Source organism: Bacillus sp. ATD (assembly GCF_050585765.1).
Taxonomy (GTDB): domain Bacteria; phylum Bacillota; class Bacilli; order Bacillales; family Bacillaceae; genus Bacillus; species Bacillus stercoris.
The window spans coordinates 834,613-851,456 of record NZ_JBOBQH010000001.1; the positions used below are offsets into that span (position 1 = coordinate 834,613).

Below are 16,844 nucleotides of genomic sequence, written 5' to 3' on the forward strand. Positions count from 1 at the left end.
AAAAAAATAAATGTCTAATGGGGAGAATCAAAATCATGACTCTATGGGAATTGTTTGTAGCCGCCATTTTAGGAATCGTAGAAGGATTAACAGAGTACGCGCCGGTTTCTTCGACAGGACATATGATCATAGTAGACGACATCTGGCTTAAATCAAGTAATCTGATGTCAGAAGAAGCTGCTAATTCATTCAAAGTAGTTATTCAGCTAGGCTCCATTTTAGCAGTAGCTATCGTGTTTAAAGACCGAATTTTAAATTTACTCGGCTTGAAAAAAAATATTACAAGCGACCAGAAGCAGGGACATAAATTAAGCATTGCCCAAATTGCTGTCGGGCTCGTTCCAGCTGCTGTTCTCGGCTTTTTGTTTGAAGATTACATTGATGAATATTTATTTTCCGTTAAAACTGTGGCCTTCGGTTTAATCGCCGGGGCAATCCTGATGCTTTTTGCTGACTGGGTGAATAAGCGGAAAGCAGCGACAGACACCCTCGACCGCATTTCCTATAAACAGGCGATAGCAGTCGGCTTATTCCAATGTCTTGCCCTTTGGCCGGGTTTCTCACGTTCAGGTTCAACCATTTCCGGAGGTGTTATTCTCGGGTTAAACCACCGAGCGGCAGCCGATTTTACGTTTATTATGGCGATGCCGATCATGATGGGGGCAAGTTTTCTGAGCCTTGTGAAGCATTGGGACAGCTTAAGCTCGGATTTGATGCCGTTTTTCATCGTCGGCTTTATCTGTGCCTTTGTTGTCGCGTTGTTTGTCGTCCGTTTCTTCTTAAGACTGATTAATAAAATCAAACTCGTCCCATTTGCAATCTATCGAATTATTCTCGGTGTGATTTTACTTTTAATCATGATGTAATTCGAAAAATAAGGCTCATCCCGAGCCTTATTTTTTCTGTCAATTCAAGAGGAAACAGCTTGTTTTTCAAAAAAAAATCATCTATAATAAACATGACGTTACATACGGGGCCATAGCTCAGCTGGGAGAGCGCTACGCTGGCAGCGTAGAGGTCAGGGGTTCGAGCCCCCTTGGCTCCATACCTGTAAACCCTTATTCGATAAGGTTTTTTTTATTTTGTTCATTCTCTGAATTCTTCAGTTGAGCAGTTCATCTGTCAATCATGAACTTTCCAAGACCCCCCTTTGTTCTTCAAAGACCGTCATGTCTTTCAAAGGGGGTGAGTAGACATGAAGAGACACCATTCGTTCGGACGTCGGATTGGACATTTTGTGAATTAAACCTTTAGTTGAAATAAGGCATTCTCCTTCGTGGACAAAGTATGAATTGGAGAGTTCTGCGTGTTCGCCGGTTGAGCGATAGATAGAATTAAGGAGTTTTCCTTCTAGCACCATTGCACAACCAATAGATTGGCCATGATCGTGGACGGTTGTCTCCTCGTTAGGCGGAATGTGAATTACGATAATCTCCAACTCATTGTTACGATAGATGGCATTTCGGCCGTAGGCGTATTGGTCTGGCTCCTTAATATACGGTTGACTCAATTGTGCTGCGTTTGGAATTTGTTTTAATGATGTTGCTAAATCTTTAACCGATGGATTTTTCAAGCCGCCAAAAATATCTTGGATACACTCATACAGTTCCATTCGTTTTGCCTCCCGGAAAAAATAAAAATTTCCTAACATTGGTATTTCACAGATTAATTCATGGTATTTACCTATATACAAATTAGAGGCGGCAAACGCCCAGTGAACACAAAAAAATGTGCGGTCAACACGTTGGCTTATCACCAACCTATTCGAGCTTATTAGTTGGAATAGGGGGATGAAAGGATTCAAGCAGCCTGCTTTGATTCACTTGAAGGAACAAGCGAGGAGTTTTAGGCTCTTATACACAATATCGGGGCAAAAACTGTTTATGTTGGAGCTTGAAATTTGCGCCATTGACAAAACACAGTCGGTTTGAAATAATATTTGATTATATGCTCATTTGTTCACATATTTATAATAAAATAATATCATTTCCCCTGAAAGGGAGAATATTAGAATGAAAGCTAATGGTATGCGAAAATCTATTAGCTTCTTTTGTTTTCAAAAAATGGTGTATTTCGCATGTATTCATATAGGAAGGAATGACAACATGAAGACAAAACACTATTGGGTGATTTCTTTGCTCGCCGTTTTAGCGGTCGGGCCGGGATTGATGTCTAACACGGCATTGTCGTCAGTTCAAAGCCTTGTTCAGAAAGCGGTTGGAACAAGTGTCTTCACATCAGTAAATCCAATATTGATCGGAAATATGGCCTTTGCCTTGTTAGTTCCGACAGGACCGCTGCTGAGGAAAAAATTCGGTGCTCGTCCCGTCTACCTTGCTTCATTACCTGTTTTTATACTAGGCTCACTGCTCTTCGCATTTTCAAACGATATTGCATGGATGGCGGCAGGACGCTTTTTACAGGGAGCGGCAACAGGTGTCATGCTGATGATTATGATTCCAATGCTTGTACTGTCATTCCCGATTGAACGCAGGAACTATGCCCTGCTTGTGCTGATTGGGGGATTTTATGGTTCTGTTATCATCGGCACGATCCTGGGAACGATAGCAACAAGCTGCGGGCATTGGAGATGGCTGTTTTTCACCTTTGGCACATTGTCACTGACCGGTGTCGCGGTGAGCTATTTCTTTCTCCATGACGAACATCACGGAGCAGCGTCGCAAGAACAGCCCCTTGATCGTGCGGGAATTCTTTTATCTGTTCTCCTTGCCGCAGCCTCAGCGGTTTCATTCATTTTTCTGCAAAAATGGGGGCTTTCATCGGGTTATGTATGGACAGGTTTCGGTGTGACGTTATGTTTGTTCATTGTTCTATTAATAGTAGAATATAAAGTGAAAAATCCCTTCATTTCAATTAAACTAATGCTTCTGCCAAAACCGGTGCTCGGGTTATTGATCATAGCTGCAGGGACGATAACGGTAGCTGTCAGCCTGTCTGCTTTTCAAGGCTTGCTCCGTCAAATGTATGATATTTCTCAGGAGCATCTCATTCTTTTAAACTTGACTCTTTTAATCGGGGTGGCGATCGCGGCCATTTTGAGCGCTCTGTTTTATGATAAAGTCGGACCAGGGATGCTCGGTATTATCGGCGGACTTATTCTCGTCTTTGTAAATTTTCAATGGCTGCATATGCAGGATCAATCGTCTCTCTATATGTTCGCAGCACTGTTTATCATGCTGGCAGCGGGAACAGGCCTGACAGTCGCCGCAGGGTTGATGGGAGCTGCCATGGGAGGCCCGCTGCCTGATTTGGTCAAGAGAATGACAGCTGTCCAGTTTTTAAGGTTGTTTGTCTATATGGGGGTTCCGATTCTCATCGGTTTTTTCACGAAAAAAGATGCTGCCAGACAAAACGGTTCGGTACAGGATTCTATGATGACTGCTTATCATGATCTCTTTTTCATTTCTTTTATCCTCAGCGTTCTGCTCGTCTGCCTGTCATTTTGTATGAATGCTACAGGAATGGGGCACAAGCTTGCACATAAACCACATGACCAAGCAAAAACAGCTCCGGAACCGGCCGTTTCAGGACAGGGATTGTCGAATGCAACTGTCAAATCACATCAAGTAATCAATGATACAGAATATCGGAATGCACTCAGAAATTTGCAAAAATAGAAACGTGATAAAAACCTTTTCCTTTCACGAAAAGGTTTTTATTATGCAATCTTTTCCCAACTTTATCCCTAAAGAATTGAAAAATATTAGAAGTGCAAGTAAAATTCTAAAAGGTAGATTCTTTTACATTCGTAATCTCTTAATTCGAAGGAAGGTTTTCATGGCCCGTAAAAAATTGAAAAAACGTAAACTCTTCATTTCACTATTTTTCATTGTATCGATTCCGCTAGCTCTGTTTGTTTTAGCGACAACTTTATCAAAACCGATTGAAACATCTAAAGAAACCGAAGAAGTTGATGAACAGCAAGTATTTATAGACAGCCTGTCCGGGCATGCCCAAATTTTGTATGGAAAATATCATGTCCTCCCCAGCATCACAATCGCTCAGGCCATTCTCGAATCCGACTGGGGGAACAGCGAACTGGCTGCTAAGGCCAACAACCTTTTTGGCGTGAAAGGAAATTATAAAGGCCATCACGTTACGATGGAAACGGACGAAGTTGAAAAAGGGAAAAGAAAAACCATTCGTGCGAAGTTTCGAAAATACAGCACGTTTTTTGAATCGATGGATGATCATGCCCAATTGTTCGTCCGCGGCACATCGTGGAATAAAAAGAAGTATAAACCTGTGCTTGAGGCTGGAGATTATAAGGAAGCTGCTACTGCACTACAAACAGCAGGATATGCTACAGACCCTGACTACGCTCATAAAATCAGCGCTATTGTGGAAAAATACGATTTGGATGAGTACGATAAGGTAAACCCATCCCTCAAATCAGTGGATTTACATGCTTCCATTAAAGATAGTGCCGTCCAAGACGTATGGTCCAAGCCTTCTACTGATGATCGGTCTATAAGGCTTACCTCTGCCCAATCTTACGTCGGCAAAGATATAAAGGTTGTGTCTAAAAAACAGAAAGGCCAGTCTGTATGGTACCAATTTCAAATCAATAATAAACTCATCGGCTGGATTGATGATTCAGCTATTGAAATAAAGGAAGCAACCTAAGTCCTTTTTACTGGTATTTTTAATTCTTTGTTCCATTCCGGGGAATTTGAGGTATAATATTCCACGACAGTTAACACTAATTAACTATGCTTTTGGGAGGGAACAAAGGTGCAGAAATATAGACGCAGAAATACGGTTGCCTTTACCGTATTGGCTTATTTCACTTTTTTTGCGGGAGTATTTTTGTTTAGTATCGGACTCTATAATGCTGATAACCTGGAACTCAATGAAAAAGGTTATTACATCGCTGTTATGATACTCGTAGCTGTTGGCGCGATTCTTACACAAAAAGTGACCCGTGATAACGCAGAGGACAACGAGATCATCGCAGAACAAGAAAAAAGACAAAATCAATCTCATATCGAATCATAAAAAAATCCGGCGATTGCACGCCGGATTTTTTTGATATCACCCTGTAAACACTTCGCCGTCAGGGTATCGAATATTTGATTGCTCTGTTTTTGCGAATGAAAACACGAACGTTAAAGGACCAATTCTTCCGATGAACATGATGACAATGATGATACACTTTCCAGCTGTTGTCAGTTCAGGAGTAAGCCCCATCGATAGACCGACAGTTCCGAAAGCGGAAAAGGTTTCAAACACAATTTGAATAAACGGCGCTTGTTCTGTGATCGTCAGGGCGAATATCCCTAAAAACACGATGAACAAACCGGTGACGCTCACAGCTAAAGCTTTAATGATTATCGGATATTTGATGGAGCGGCGGAAAATCACCGTTTCTTTTTTACCTCTCAAGTAAGCAATAACAGATGTTAAAATCACGATGAACGTAGTCAGCTTAATGCCGCTCGCCGTAGAAGCGCTGCCTGCTCCGATAAACATCAATAATAAAGTAAATACAATCGTTCCTTCTCTCATACTTCCAAAATCAAGGGAGTTGAAGCCTGCGGTTCTCGGCGTCACTGCCTGAAAATAGGAAGCCCATAGTTTATCCCCTATATGCAGGTGGCCTAGCGTGCCAGGGTTGCTGTACTCTAAAATAAAGATCACAAGCATAGCAATCGCATTCAATATCAGCGTTCCTGTAAGCATCAGCTTTGTATGTAAGGAAAAAGCTTTGAAACGCCGATTTTTCATAATGTCAAACAGAACCGTAAATCCGATCCCTCCTGTAATAAATAAGAAAGTAATCACAAGGTTCACTGTAGGGTCCCCAACATAGCTCATCAAATTATCAGGCCACAACGAAAACCCGGCATTGTTAAAAGCAGAAATCGCGTGAAACAGACTGGCAAACAAGCCAGATGACCAGCCATACTGAGGCACAAGCCGGATGGATAGGATGAGTGCTGCTATCAATTCAATACTGATCGAGAACAGAAACAGGACTTTGACAAGGCCAATGACGCCGCCGATTGTCGGCTGATTTAAGGCTTCCTGAACCAGCATTCGTTCTTTCAACCCGATTTTTTTCCCTAATATCATGACGATCAAAACAGCAAACGTCATAAATCCAAGCCCGCCGATCTGAATCAGCCCCATGATGACAGTTTGCCCGAAAAGTGTAAATTCTGTACCGGTATCGACAACTGCAAGCCCTGTAACGGTTGTAGCGGAAGCTGCAGTAAAAAGGGCATCGATCCATGACAATGGCTTCAGTGTAGAAATCGGAAGCTTTAACAGCACAGCCCCGATGATAATGGTTAGGAAAAAACCAATTGCAAGCACTTGAGGCGGTGTAAACCGAACCCATTTGATCACTTTATCCTTTTGAAGTGTCACCTTTGTCTACATCCCTTCGTTTTCAAAACGTTTAATATCCTTTTTGTGCCCCATGATCACCAGGCAATCCTGCTCGTGAATGATGTCTTCAGGTGCGGGAGAAAGACGGATATCTCCATGATGTTTAATGGCCAGGATCGTGCAGCCGTACTTTGCTCTTACATTCAGGTCAATAATTGATTTTGAATCAAGCTTTCGCGTTGCCAGCAGCTCGACAATACTGTAATCATCAGATAAATCAATGTAATTCAAAACGTTTTCGTCAGAAAGGCTTTGTGCGATCTTGACACCCATGTCCTTTTCAGGGTGGATAATACGATCCGCGCCGATTTTTTCAAGCACCTTATGATGATAATAGTTTTGAGCCTTCACCCAAATATTTGGAATGTCAAACTCCTTTAATAATAAGGTGGTCAGCGTACTCGCTTGAATATTCGCTCCGATGGCAACAATCACATATTCAAAATTGCGTATTCCTAATGAAAGCAATTCGTTTTCTTCGGTGGCGTTGGCAATTACCGCATGAGTGGCGTAAGAAGCATAAGCATTGACCTTTTCTTCGTTGATATCAACTGCAAGGACTTCGTGTCCCATTCTGTGCAGTTCTTTGCAAATGCTGCCGCCAAACCGGCCCAGCCCGATCACGGCAAATTGCTTATTTTTTATTCTTCCCAATGTTCATAACTCCCTTAGTAAAATTAACGTTTTTTTAAGAAAAAAAGACCATTTCGAAGAATGGTCGCAATAGACCTCCTCTCTGTATACGCCTACGAGGTTAGCTGTCGGGTTAGGGATTCAGAGTACCCCCTCTTACTTAGTAAGATTCACCCCAAGGCTGTTAATAAAACAGCCAATCGTTGGTTCCCCCGTTCGTGTTTGATTAAGCGGTAAAAGAGACTGTATGAAATTGAACACTCAAGAATTTACTCCTGTTTCTAGTGTTTGTCAATTTAAATTTTAAACCAGAAAAAAGATAACGGAAATGAGAGAAAAAAGGGGAGGGGAAAAAGCAAAAAAAGACCGGTGTTAACCGGTCTTTTACATTAGTTGCAGCCGCATGGCTGAGTCGGAGGAGTACTGCGCTTAGCCACGTCAATGCTGGCTTCTGCGTAAAATTTATTTCCGATGCTCAATGATTTATTCTCCGCGCGGAAAGTATATGTACCAGCGGCAGGAAGTGTTTTGTTATTCAGTTTTAATTTGAATTCGCCAGCTCCTAACAAATCAAGTGCCAAAGGAATTCTCACTGTTTTCCCATTATTGAGGATCTGTGTTTCACGCAAGGCATTACCGTTCATTGTGTCCTTCGTATTTGCAGTAAATCCGCTTGGTAACGTAAATTCCATCACGCCAAGGCTGAGAAGCGTGTTTGGACGGTAAGTCAATTCGATATCTGAGAAAGACCATTCCGTTTTGCTGGCGCCAGTGATTGTTGCGAACAATGACGCTGTAGACTGTGTTCTCATAGTAGATTCAGTATGAGCTTTAGTTGATGTAGATTCAGCCGCGAAAGAAGCTGTTGGTGCAGAAACGAGTAACCCGAGACTTAGTGCACTAATTGCCAAAGAAGATAATAATTTGCGTTTCATAATAAAATTCCCCCTAAAATTGATAACTTAAACAGGCCTGCCCGCTTTTCACCTCCTCTGAAAGGCCAAATACAAATTTTACCTACATAAAATTACCATCAAATATTTTGGAAGTAAATGGGGTGTTTTTCCCGTATTTTTCAAATTTGTAGTAGTTACACTAAAAAACGCCTGGTTTCCCAGGCGTTTGCTGTTTTACTTTGTTTCAATCGGTATAAATTTAAAGATTTCTCCGCTCTGCACCGCTTCAGCAAGCCGCTTCAGCCAATCGTAGTAAGCTTTAGAGCTTTCCAGCTGATCATATAACTGCAGCGCTTCATTTTTGATATCCTTATCGAGATCTTCCTTGCTTAAAACCTTTTGTAAATCAGCCTGAGCTTCTTCGATCGCTGCTACATTCACTTGAACCTCCCGCTCCCATTTAGGGGGAAAGAAATTTGTGAAAAATTTAAAGAAATCTTTTTCAGCCACAAATGTATGCTTGCGGATGCCCCGGTGAAATGTTTTTTTCACTACGTTTAAGTCTTGAAGCTTTTTGACGCCTGTGCTCATGCTTGGTTTGCTCATTTGCAACTCCTCGCGCATTTCGTCAAGCGTCATCTCATCCCTCATATACATCGTCCCATATAAAATCCCGACACTGCGGGTAATTCCGTAAAGATCCATCGTTTCAGCAATGGAGTCAATAACAAGATCCCGAGCCTGTTCTATAGCTGCAAATTCTGGATTTTCATCCATACTGACCCTCTTTTCCTTTAGAAAGTTAAATTCGTTAAGTTATTTCTTTATGTTCTTTATCTTAACGAAACATAAGGAAAAGTCAAAAAGAAAAATCGAAAAGGGGCTTTGACAGTTTAAAAACCGTATGTTAGATTAAGGTTGTTAAAAACATTAAATTTTTATTTAACAAACTTTATTTACGTCAAGGAGGCTTATATGAGTCAAACATTTTACATTGACGGAGAATGGATCAGTGCCGAAAAAGGACAGATCCGGAGCATTATCAATCCATTTAATCAAGAAGAAATTGCAACTGTAAGCGAGGGAGGGCGAGAGGACGCCATCAAGGCAATCGCAGCCGCGCGCAGAGCATTTGACAAAGGAGAATGGTCATCACTCTCCGGGCTTGAACGCGGGAAAATTGTTCTGAAAATTGCGGAATTAATCAGACGCGATCTTGAGGAGCTGGCAGAGCTTGAATCTCTTGATACAGGAAAAACACTCGAAGAAAGCAAAGCCGATATGGACGATATCGCCAATGTTTTTCAATATTACGCCGGCTTGGCTGACAAAGATGGCGGAGAAATCATTTCATCTCCGATTCCTGATTCAGAAAGCAAAATCATTAGGGAGCCGATCGGAGTTTGCGGCCAGATTACTCCATGGAATTATCCGCTTCTTCAAGCGAGCTGGAAAATCGCACCTGCACTGGCTGCAGGAAACACAATCGTCATGAAGCCGAGTGAGATTACGCCGCTGACGACAATCAAAGTCTTTAAGCTGATGGAAGAAGCCGGCGTTCCAAAAGGTGTCGCCAATCTTGTCCTTGGACCGGGAGCTACAGTGGGTGATGAGCTTGCTGCAAACAAAGACGTCGATTTGATTTCGTTTACAGGCGGAATCGAAACAGGCAAAAAAATCATGCGGGCGGCAAGCGGAAATGTCAAAAAAATCGCCCTTGAACTTGGCGGGAAAAACCCAAATATCGTTTTCAAGGACGCGGATTTAGAAGTTGCGGTTGATCAGGCATTAAACGCTGTATTTTTCCACGCTGGCCAAGTATGCTCTGCAGGCTCCCGCTTGCTTGTTGAGGACGCCATTCATGATCAATTTTTGGCGGAGCTGGTCAAACGGGCAAAACGCATAAAACTCGGAAACGGTTTTCACGCAGAGACAGAAAGCGGTCCGCTTATTTCGGCGGAGCACAGGGCAAAGGTAGAAAAATATGTAGAAATCGGAATAGAAGAAGGCGCGAAGCTGGAGACAGGAGGCAAACGCCCGGAAGACCCAGCGCTTCAAAATGGCTTTTTCTATGAACCTACTATTTTTTCAAACTGTAAATCTGACATGAGAATCGTTCAGGAAGAGGTTTTCGGTCCTGTTTTGACAGTCGAAACCTTTAGCTCTGAAGAAGAGGTAATTGAGCTTGCGAATGATACCATCTACGGCTTGGCCGGAGCGGTATGGTCAAAAGATATTGAAAAATGTGAACGGGTAGCAGCCCGTTTGAGAATGGGAACCGTTTGGATCAACGATTTTCATCCGTACTTTGCACAGGCGCCATGGGGCGGCTATAAGCAATCCGGGTTCGGACGCGAGCTTGGAAAAATAGGCCTTGAAGAATACACAGAAGTCAAGCACGTATATCGCAATACAAAACCGGCAGCGGTTAACTGGTTCAATTCATAAGAGGGGGAGATTGATGATGACATTAAATATGAAGGTAGAAAGTATGCAGAAATTCCACACATTTGAAATTCCGACTGTCATTAAGCACGGAATCGGAGCAATCAAGCATACGGGTGAGGAAGTAGCTGCACTGGGCGTTTCAAAAGCGCTCCTTGTCACAGACCCAGGGATTTACAAAGCTGGAGTAGCTGATCCTGTTATCGAATCACTTAAAGAAGCAGGCATTGAAGTGGTGCTCTTTAATAAAGTGGAGCCAAACCCGCCTGTCCGTCTGGTGAATGAAGGATCTGAGCTTTACAAAAAAGAGAACTGTAATGGCTTGGTGGCAGTTGGAGGCGGAAGCTCCATGGATACAGCAAAAGCAATCGGAGTAGAAGCAACTCACGAAGGAAGCGTGCTCGATTATGAAGCGGCAGATGGGAAAAAACCGCTGGAAAACCGCATTCCTCCACTGACGACAATTCCCACTACGGCTGGAACAGGATCAGAAGTAACGCAATGGGCGGTGATCACAGATGAAGAAAGAGAATTCAAATTCAACACGGGCGGTCCGCTGATTGCAGCGCACTTGACCATCATTGATCCTGAGCTTCATGTTTCAATGCCTCCGCATGTAACTGCCATGACGGGAATTGATGCGCTTGCTCATGCTATTGAGTGCTATACAATGAAGTTTGCGCAGCCAATTACGGATGCAGTTGCCTTAATGGCAATTGAATATGCCGCTCATTACATTAAAAGGGCATTTGCTGACGGAGAGGATCTGGAAGCAAGATACGGAATGGCGCAGGCTGCAATGCTTGCCGGTCTTTCTTACGGCAGTGAATCAGCTGGCGCGGCTCACGCGATGAGCCAAACGCTTGGCGGGATTATCCCAGTCGCTCACGGCCAATGCGTGGCGGCGATGATGGGTCCTGTCATGGAATACAACTGGAAGGGCTATCCTGAGAAGTTTGCACGGATTGCGAAAGCCTTCGGTATCGATACAAGCAAGATGACAACAGAAGAAGCTGCGAAAGCATCTGTCAATTGGATGTATGATCTGGTCAAAGAATTAGAAGTGCCGACTTTAGAAGAGCAGGGAGTGTCACCTGACATGATCGAACGCTTGTCTAAAGAAGCAATGAAAGACCCGCAAACCTTCGGAAATCCTAGAGATTTAAATGAAAAAGCATACAACTGGATCTACAAGCGCTGCTTTAACCTTACGCCTAAAACGGTATAATCAAAATCCCGCTCCTTTACAGAGCGGGATTTTTTGGGATAATGAAGCATAGATGGAAATTTTAGATGAGAAGGAAGGTGCCAGCTGATGTGGAAGCGTATGACCGCAAAAGCGGAAGGCTTATATATCGCAGATACAGAAAGCTTCGTAACAAAGCAAATGGACAAGCTTGATTTTGATTATGGCGGCATCCCCGGAGACTTGCATTTTGGCCTGACCAAAAAAGCGGGAGCCAGAGAACCAATGTTTTCAAGAGGGACTGAAATTTTCAACCGAAGACAAATTTCAATTGTTTCTATAGAGGAATGCAACGAAATCGCTTTAAAAATGGGAGTGCCGAGGATTTTTCCGGAATGGCTCGGGGCGAATGTGGCAGTCAGCGGTATACCAGATCTTACTACATTAAAAGAAGGAAGCCGGATTATTTTTCCGAGCGGAGCCGCTCTGCTGTGCGAGGGCGAAAATGATCCGTGCATTCAGCCGGGAGAAGTCATTCAGTCTTATTATCCGGAGCAACCGAAGCTGGCGCCGGCTTTTGTCCGTCACGCACTGGGCATAAGAGGGATTGTGTGCATTGTTGAGAGACCCGGAGCTGTTTACGCAGGTGATGAAATAGAAGTTCATTCCTATCAGCGAAAAGTTAAACGAAAAGCAGAAAGGGTCTGAACAAATCAGGCCCTTTCTATCTTTTCTTTAATTTCTTTCATTTGGCTGAGGTGCCGTTTTTCATGATGGCCGATAAAATCGATCCACTGTCTGACAGTCAGCTCTTGAAACACAGGATGCGGAAGCACTCTTTCAAAATCTTCTTCTTTCAGAGCGGCAATCGTGGCTGTCAGCTGCTCTCTTACCACATCAAGCTCGCGTTTCATTTGGCTGCCTGAAATAAAATCATGCGCAGGTTCAAGATGACTCGGAGCTTTCCGTTTATTATTTCTGTTCTGTGCCACCTCAAGCGGTTTTTCTTCAATTTCTTTGATCGGAGCGTCCTTTACACGTTCCTTCAGCATTTTTTGTGCTGTCATATCGATTTTTTTCAAATGGTCAAGAACTTCCCGTATACTCCATTCATCAGCAGAAGGCTTTTGGTTCAGCTTTTCGTCAGAAAGTCCTTTCAATTCGTTCCACGTTTCTAATCTGGCTTCATTAAAGATACTCATCATATCTCCTCCTAAAATGACATTACCATATATATAAGCAATTATCATTTATAAAGCACTTCAAAATGGGTTATTTGTCTTAAAATTTTGAAACCTTTCCTGCGGTGTCTCGTATAAATGGTAACGGCAGCCGTTCATCAATGCATTGATGAAGAAAGGATGAGGGAATTGGAGTTATTTGGTATACCTATACAAACGATTTATCTTTATACGCTTATGATTGCCGGCAGTCTTACGCTGTTATTTCTGTTTTTCGGAGATGTATTTGCAGGACTGTCAGAAGGTATTCCGTTTCTAAATCCGACATTAGTGCTCTCATTTTTCACATGTTTTTCAGCAGGAGGATATATAGGCGAGCTCGTATTGCCGCTGTCAAGCTTGCTGATTGCGCTTTTATCTTGCATCCTTTCAATCATGCTGGTGATATTGCTTCACATCTTTGTGCTGGTTCCATTATCATCCGCGGAAGAATCATTGGCATATAGAGAAGATGATCTAAGAGGGAGAGTCGGTAAAGTCATTACAGCTGTTCCAGTTGACGGGTTTGGCGAAGTGGTCATTGAAGGAATAGGCGGCACCATTTCAAAGTCAGCGGTCAGTTTTGATAATCAGCAGACCAGTTACGGGACAACGGTGTTGGTCGTAGATATTAGCAATGGAGTTCTTTCTGTTACTCCGCATGAATCCATTTAAAACACAAGGAGGAATTTGATATGACAATGCCGATTATAATGATCATCGGAGTTGTATTCTTTTTATTAATTGCACTAATAGCTGTGTTTATTACAAAGTATCGTACAGCAGGGCCTGATGAAGCGTTAATCGTAACGGGGAGTTATCTGGGCAATAAAAATGTTCATGTCGATGAAGGCGGCAACCGTCTCAAAATCGTCCGCGGCGGAGGAACCTTTGTCCTTCCCGTCTTCCAGCAGGCTGAGCCGCTAAGCTTATTGTCAAGCAAACTTGATGTTTCGACACCTGAAGTCTATACAGAGCAAGGAGTGCCTGTAATGGCTGATGGAACTGCGATTATTAAAATCGGCGGTTCTATAGGAGAAATCGCTACAGCAGCCGAACAATTTTTAGGAAAATCAAAAGACGACCGTGAGCAGGAAGCGCGGGAGGTTTTAGAAGGCCACCTTCGTTCCATTCTCGGCTCAATGACAGTAGAAGAAATCTATAAAAACAGAGAAAAATTCTCTCAAGAGGTGCAGCGTGTCGCTTCACAGGATCTCGCAAAAATGGGGCTTGTAATCGTCTCGTTTACCATTAAAGATGTACGTGATAAAAACGGTTATCTTGAATCATTAGGGAAACCGAGAATTGCCCAAGTAAAACGCGATGCTGATATCGCAACAGCAGAGGCTGATAAAGAAACCCGGATTAAGCGGGCAGAAGCCGATAAAGATGCAAAGAAATCTGAACTTGAACGGGCGACGGAAATCGCTGAAGCTGAAAAAATCAATCAGCTCAAAATGGCTGAATTCCGCAGAGACCAAGATACGGCAAAAGCGAATGCTGACCAAGCATATGATTTAGAGACAGCCAGAGCGCGCCAGCAAGTCACAGAACAGGAAATGCAGGTTAAAATTATCGAACGCCAAAAGCAAATAGAACTAGAAGAAAAAGAAATTCTTCGCCGTGAACGTCAATACGACTCAGAGGTGAAGAAAAAAGCCGATGCAGACCGTTATTCTGTTGAGCAGTCCGCAGCAGCTGAGAAAGCCAAACAGCTAGCGGAAGCCGATGCCAAGAAGTACAGTATAGAAGCAATGGCAAAGGCTGAGGCGGAAAAAGTAAGAATTGACGGGCTAGCCAAAGCAGAAGCTGAAAAGGCAAAAGGAGAAACAGAGGCTGAGGTTATCCGCCTGAAAGGTCTTGCAGAAGCGGAAGCAAAAGAGAAAATTGCGGCTGCCTTTGAACAGTACGGGCAGGCGGCGATTTTCGATATGATCGTCAAAATGCTTCCGGAATACGCGAAACAAGCAGCGGCTCCTCTTTCAAATATTGATAAAATCACCGTTGTAGATACAGGAGGAAGCGGTGAATCAAGCGGCGCAAACAAAGTAACCAGCTATGCGACGAACCTAATGTCAAGTCTGCAAGAAAGTTTAAAAGCATCCTCAGGAATTGACGTAAAAGAAATGATTGAAAACTTTTCAGGAAAAGGAAACGTAAAACAAAGCATTAATGAATTAACAAATGAAATCAAAGAAGCCAAAACGGTCCAAAAATCAGAGTAAGGAAAGGACAGAACCGGATGGTAACTGTACGTGAAGCGAGATTAGATGATATAAAGGACATTGCAAAGGTGCATGTAGACAGCTGGAGGACAACATACCACGAAATTATCCCGGCTGATTATTTAAACAGCCTGAACTATAAGGAATTTGAAGACAAATGGAAAAGCCGCTCGTTAAAGGGAGTATTTGTTGCCCAGGATGAAAAGGGTTCAGTATTCGGCTTTGCTTCATTTGGACCTATTCGCTCTGAACAAGAAGGCTATGACGGCGAGCTATATGCTATTTATCTTCTGGAAGAGCACCAGCGGCAAGGTGCAGGGAGGGCGCTCTTAACAAAAGGAGCAGAGTTTTTGCTTCAACATGGCTTTTCGAGCATGTTTGTTTGGGTCATTGAGCAGAACCCCTCGATTATATTTTATCAGTCCTATTCTCCTGAAAGAGTATCGGAGGACAGCTTTGAAATTGCCGGAGTAGGGCTGAAAGAAGCGGGCCTTGGCTGGCCGGATCTTTCTGCTTTAAAAACACTTCTTGACAGATAACAAAAATCCCCCAGCGGAATTCGCTGGGGGATTGTCACTTTTAAGCTTTGTCAGCTTTGAGTAAACGCGGTGCTGTCATAAATAATAAACATAGGACAATGGCGCAAATAATGAATGAAGGAACCATATAAGTCGCATTATAAGTTAAAGAATAAATCCATACCGGCGTTCCTTTTGGAGCGAAGCTGCCGAAAAACACAGCTCCTGAAATGACATGCGCGGCATAGCGCAGGAGACTGCCTATAAAAACTGCGCTGACCACTGAAACAATCAATTTCCCTTTTGTTTTTGCTACAGCGGCTTTACGGACAGAAGAAGCGAAACAGCCGCTTATGCCGATTGCTGCGAACGCGACAATGTAATCTAATAATAGCTGTACAGGATGTTGTGCAAACAGGTTTCCGATCGCTATTTGTACGAGGCCTGTCAACAAACCGGTAGTAAGGCCCGCTTTGACCCCCCAGCGAAACGAAATCAAAAAGATCGGAATCATCATGATGGAGACCGAGCCTCCTTGAGGCATGCTAAGAAACATTCCCGAGACAATGTCTAAAATAACGGCTGCTGCTGTCATAATGGCAATTTCAATAAGGCGAACCAGTTGCTTAGATTGATCCATAAATATCTCCTTCCATTGACAGACAACCAAAAGGACAACAAAAAAGCAGCACGCGGAAGGATGAGAAAAGTTCCACGCACTGCTTTACGATCTGCAATTCATTTGACTTTGCCACATCCCTACGCCAGCGTTAACTAACAGGTTCAAAGGGTCAGAACGAAACCGCTCACTCTCAGCTTTAATGCTCCCCTTGTGGTCATCAGTATTTAGTTCGTTTCTACTATACAAGAAAACGAAAAAAACAACAAGATCACATGACTGATATATATGTTCTTTTAAGAAAATTATATGATACACACGCTTTAGAAATCATGGCGAGGATTATAGTTTATTTGTTTTATAGATTTTTTTAAAAAAACTATTGCAATAAATAAACACAGATGTTATATTATTAAACGTCGCTGATGCACAGCGGACACAAACAAAAAGCTTCAACAATAACGCAAAAAAAGTTGTTGACAAAAAAGAAGCTGAATGTTATATTAGTAAAGCTGCTTCATTAAGAAGTGACGAAATGATCTTTGAAAACTAAACAAGACAAAACGTACCTGTTAATTCATTTTTATAAATCGCACAGCGATGTGCATAGTCAGTCAAACTAGGGCCTGCACGATGCAGGTCACACAGGTGTCGCCGCAGGATGCGGTGAACTTAACCTGTGATCCAC

The 16,844-nt window shown here is 42.9% G+C and carries 17 protein-coding genes, 1 tRNA gene and 2 riboswitches; of the genes, 11 read left to right on the forward strand and 7 right to left on the reverse strand.

Going from position 1 to position 16,844, the window contains the following annotated elements:
• Positions 1-35: 35 nt before the first annotated feature.
• Complete coding sequence (locus ACQXR1_RS04210; RefSeq protein WP_014665140.1) at positions 36-866, forward strand: undecaprenyl-diphosphate phosphatase; 831 nt, start codon at positions 36-38, stop codon at positions 864-866.
• A 106-nt stretch (positions 867-972) separates the two neighbouring features.
• Positions 973-1,045: transfer RNA gene (locus ACQXR1_RS04215), tRNA-Ala, on the forward strand.
• Positions 1,046-1,126: 81 nt separating this feature from the next.
• On the opposite strand, the gene cdoA is transcribed toward ACQXR1_RS04215, so the two are convergent.
• The gene (cdoA, locus tag ACQXR1_RS04220; RefSeq protein ID WP_430771769.1) at positions 1,127-1,612 is read right to left on the reverse strand and encodes a cysteine dioxygenase; all 486 of its coding nucleotides are present in this window, start codon (positions 1,610-1,612) and stop codon (positions 1,127-1,129) included.
• 493 nt (positions 1,613-2,105) lie between these two features.
• On the opposite strand from cdoA, the gene ACQXR1_RS04225 reads away from it, so the two are divergent.
• The 3 genes from ACQXR1_RS04225 (at position 2,106) to ACQXR1_RS04235 (ending at position 5,019) form a co-directional block, all read left to right on the forward strand.
• A complete protein-coding gene (locus ACQXR1_RS04225) occupies positions 2,106-3,638 on the forward strand; it encodes an MFS transporter (RefSeq protein WP_430771770.1) in 1,533 nt (510 codons plus the stop codon).
• Positions 3,639-3,798: 160 nt separating this feature from the next.
• Entirely contained in the window at positions 3,799-4,647 is an 849-nt protein-coding gene (gene lytG / locus ACQXR1_RS04230; RefSeq protein WP_430771771.1) for an exo-glucosaminidase LytG, read from the forward strand.
• 108 nt (positions 4,648-4,755) lie between these two features.
• Positions 4,756-5,019, forward strand: coding sequence for a YiaA/YiaB family inner membrane protein (locus ACQXR1_RS04235; protein WP_003222348.1), 264 nt, complete (start codon positions 4,756-4,758; stop codon positions 5,017-5,019).
• Positions 5,020-5,055: 36 nt separating this feature from the next.
• On the opposite strand, the gene ktrB is transcribed toward ACQXR1_RS04235, so the two are convergent.
• The 4 genes from ktrB to gbsR form a co-directional block, all read right to left on the reverse strand.
• A complete protein-coding gene (ktrB, locus tag ACQXR1_RS04240; RefSeq protein WP_306646556.1) occupies positions 5,056-6,393 on the reverse strand; it encodes a Ktr system potassium transporter KtrB in 1,338 nt (445 codons plus the stop codon).
• A gap of 6 nt (positions 6,394-6,399) precedes the next feature.
• Positions 6,400-7,068 carry a potassium uptake protein KtrA gene (ktrA, locus tag ACQXR1_RS04245; RefSeq protein ID WP_014665134.1) on the reverse strand — a complete coding sequence of 223 codons (669 nt, stop codon included), beginning with the start codon at positions 7,066-7,068 and terminating at the stop codon, positions 6,400-6,402.
• Between the two features lie 73 nt (positions 7,069-7,141).
• Positions 7,142-7,290: riboswitch (cyclic di-AMP (ydaO/yuaA leader) on the reverse strand.
• A 146-nt stretch (positions 7,291-7,436) separates the two neighbouring features.
• A complete protein-coding gene (bslA, locus tag ACQXR1_RS04250) occupies positions 7,437-7,982 on the reverse strand; it encodes a biofilm surface layer hydrophobin BslA (protein ID WP_014665133.1) in 546 nt (181 codons plus the stop codon).
• 195 nt (positions 7,983-8,177) lie between these two features.
• Complete coding sequence (gene gbsR / locus ACQXR1_RS04255) at positions 8,178-8,720, reverse strand: transcriptional regulator GbsR (protein WP_014665132.1); 543 nt, start codon at positions 8,718-8,720, stop codon at positions 8,178-8,180.
• 198 nt (positions 8,721-8,918) lie between these two features.
• Here gbsR and betB point away from each other — a divergent pair, with 198 nt between their 5' ends.
• From betB to ACQXR1_RS04270, 3 genes are all read left to right on the forward strand, one after another.
• Complete coding sequence (betB, locus tag ACQXR1_RS04260) at positions 8,919-10,391, forward strand: betaine-aldehyde dehydrogenase (protein WP_069840211.1); 1,473 nt, start codon at positions 8,919-8,921, stop codon at positions 10,389-10,391.
• A gap of 16 nt (positions 10,392-10,407) precedes the next feature.
• Positions 10,408-11,616 carry a choline dehydrogenase gene (gene gbsB / locus ACQXR1_RS04265; RefSeq protein ID WP_040082527.1) on the forward strand — a complete coding sequence of 403 codons (1,209 nt, stop codon included), beginning with the start codon at positions 10,408-10,410 and terminating at the stop codon, positions 11,614-11,616.
• Between the two features lie 87 nt (positions 11,617-11,703).
• Positions 11,704-12,282: an MOSC domain-containing protein gene (locus ACQXR1_RS04270; RefSeq protein WP_430771772.1), complete on the forward strand. Its 579-nt coding sequence runs from the start codon at positions 11,704-11,706 to the stop codon at positions 12,280-12,282.
• Between the two features lie 5 nt (positions 12,283-12,287).
• On the opposite strand, the gene ACQXR1_RS04275 is transcribed toward ACQXR1_RS04270, so the two are convergent.
• Positions 12,288-12,776 (reverse strand): DinB family protein, encoded by a 489-nt coding sequence (locus ACQXR1_RS04275; protein ID WP_069840209.1) that lies wholly within the window; start codon positions 12,774-12,776, stop codon positions 12,288-12,290.
• A gap of 168 nt (positions 12,777-12,944) precedes the next feature.
• Between ACQXR1_RS04275 and ACQXR1_RS04280 the strand changes: the two genes are divergently transcribed.
• Genes ACQXR1_RS04280 through ACQXR1_RS04290 form a run of 3 tightly spaced genes read left to right on the forward strand, consistent with a single transcriptional unit; the run spans position 12,945 to position 15,558 of the window.
• Positions 12,945-13,469: an NfeD family protein gene (locus tag ACQXR1_RS04280; RefSeq protein ID WP_430771773.1), complete on the forward strand. Its 525-nt coding sequence runs from the start codon at positions 12,945-12,947 to the stop codon at positions 13,467-13,469.
• Positions 13,470-13,489: 20 nt separating this feature from the next.
• Positions 13,490-15,019 (forward strand): flotillin lipid rafts scaffold protein FloT, encoded by a 1,530-nt coding sequence (gene floT / locus ACQXR1_RS04285; RefSeq protein WP_014665126.1) that lies wholly within the window; start codon positions 13,490-13,492, stop codon positions 15,017-15,019.
• A gap of 17 nt (positions 15,020-15,036) precedes the next feature.
• Positions 15,037-15,558, forward strand: coding sequence for a GNAT family N-acetyltransferase (locus tag ACQXR1_RS04290; protein ID WP_430771774.1), 522 nt, complete (start codon positions 15,037-15,039; stop codon positions 15,556-15,558).
• Between the two features lie 40 nt (positions 15,559-15,598).
• On the opposite strand, the gene thiT is transcribed toward ACQXR1_RS04290, so the two are convergent.
• Entirely contained in the window at positions 15,599-16,177 is a 579-nt protein-coding gene (gene thiT, locus ACQXR1_RS04295) for an energy-coupled thiamine transporter ThiT (protein WP_069840206.1), read from the reverse strand.
• Positions 16,178-16,276: 99 nt separating this feature from the next.
• Positions 16,277-16,378: riboswitch (TPP riboswitch) on the reverse strand.
• Between the last annotated feature and the right edge of the window lie 466 nt (positions 16,379-16,844).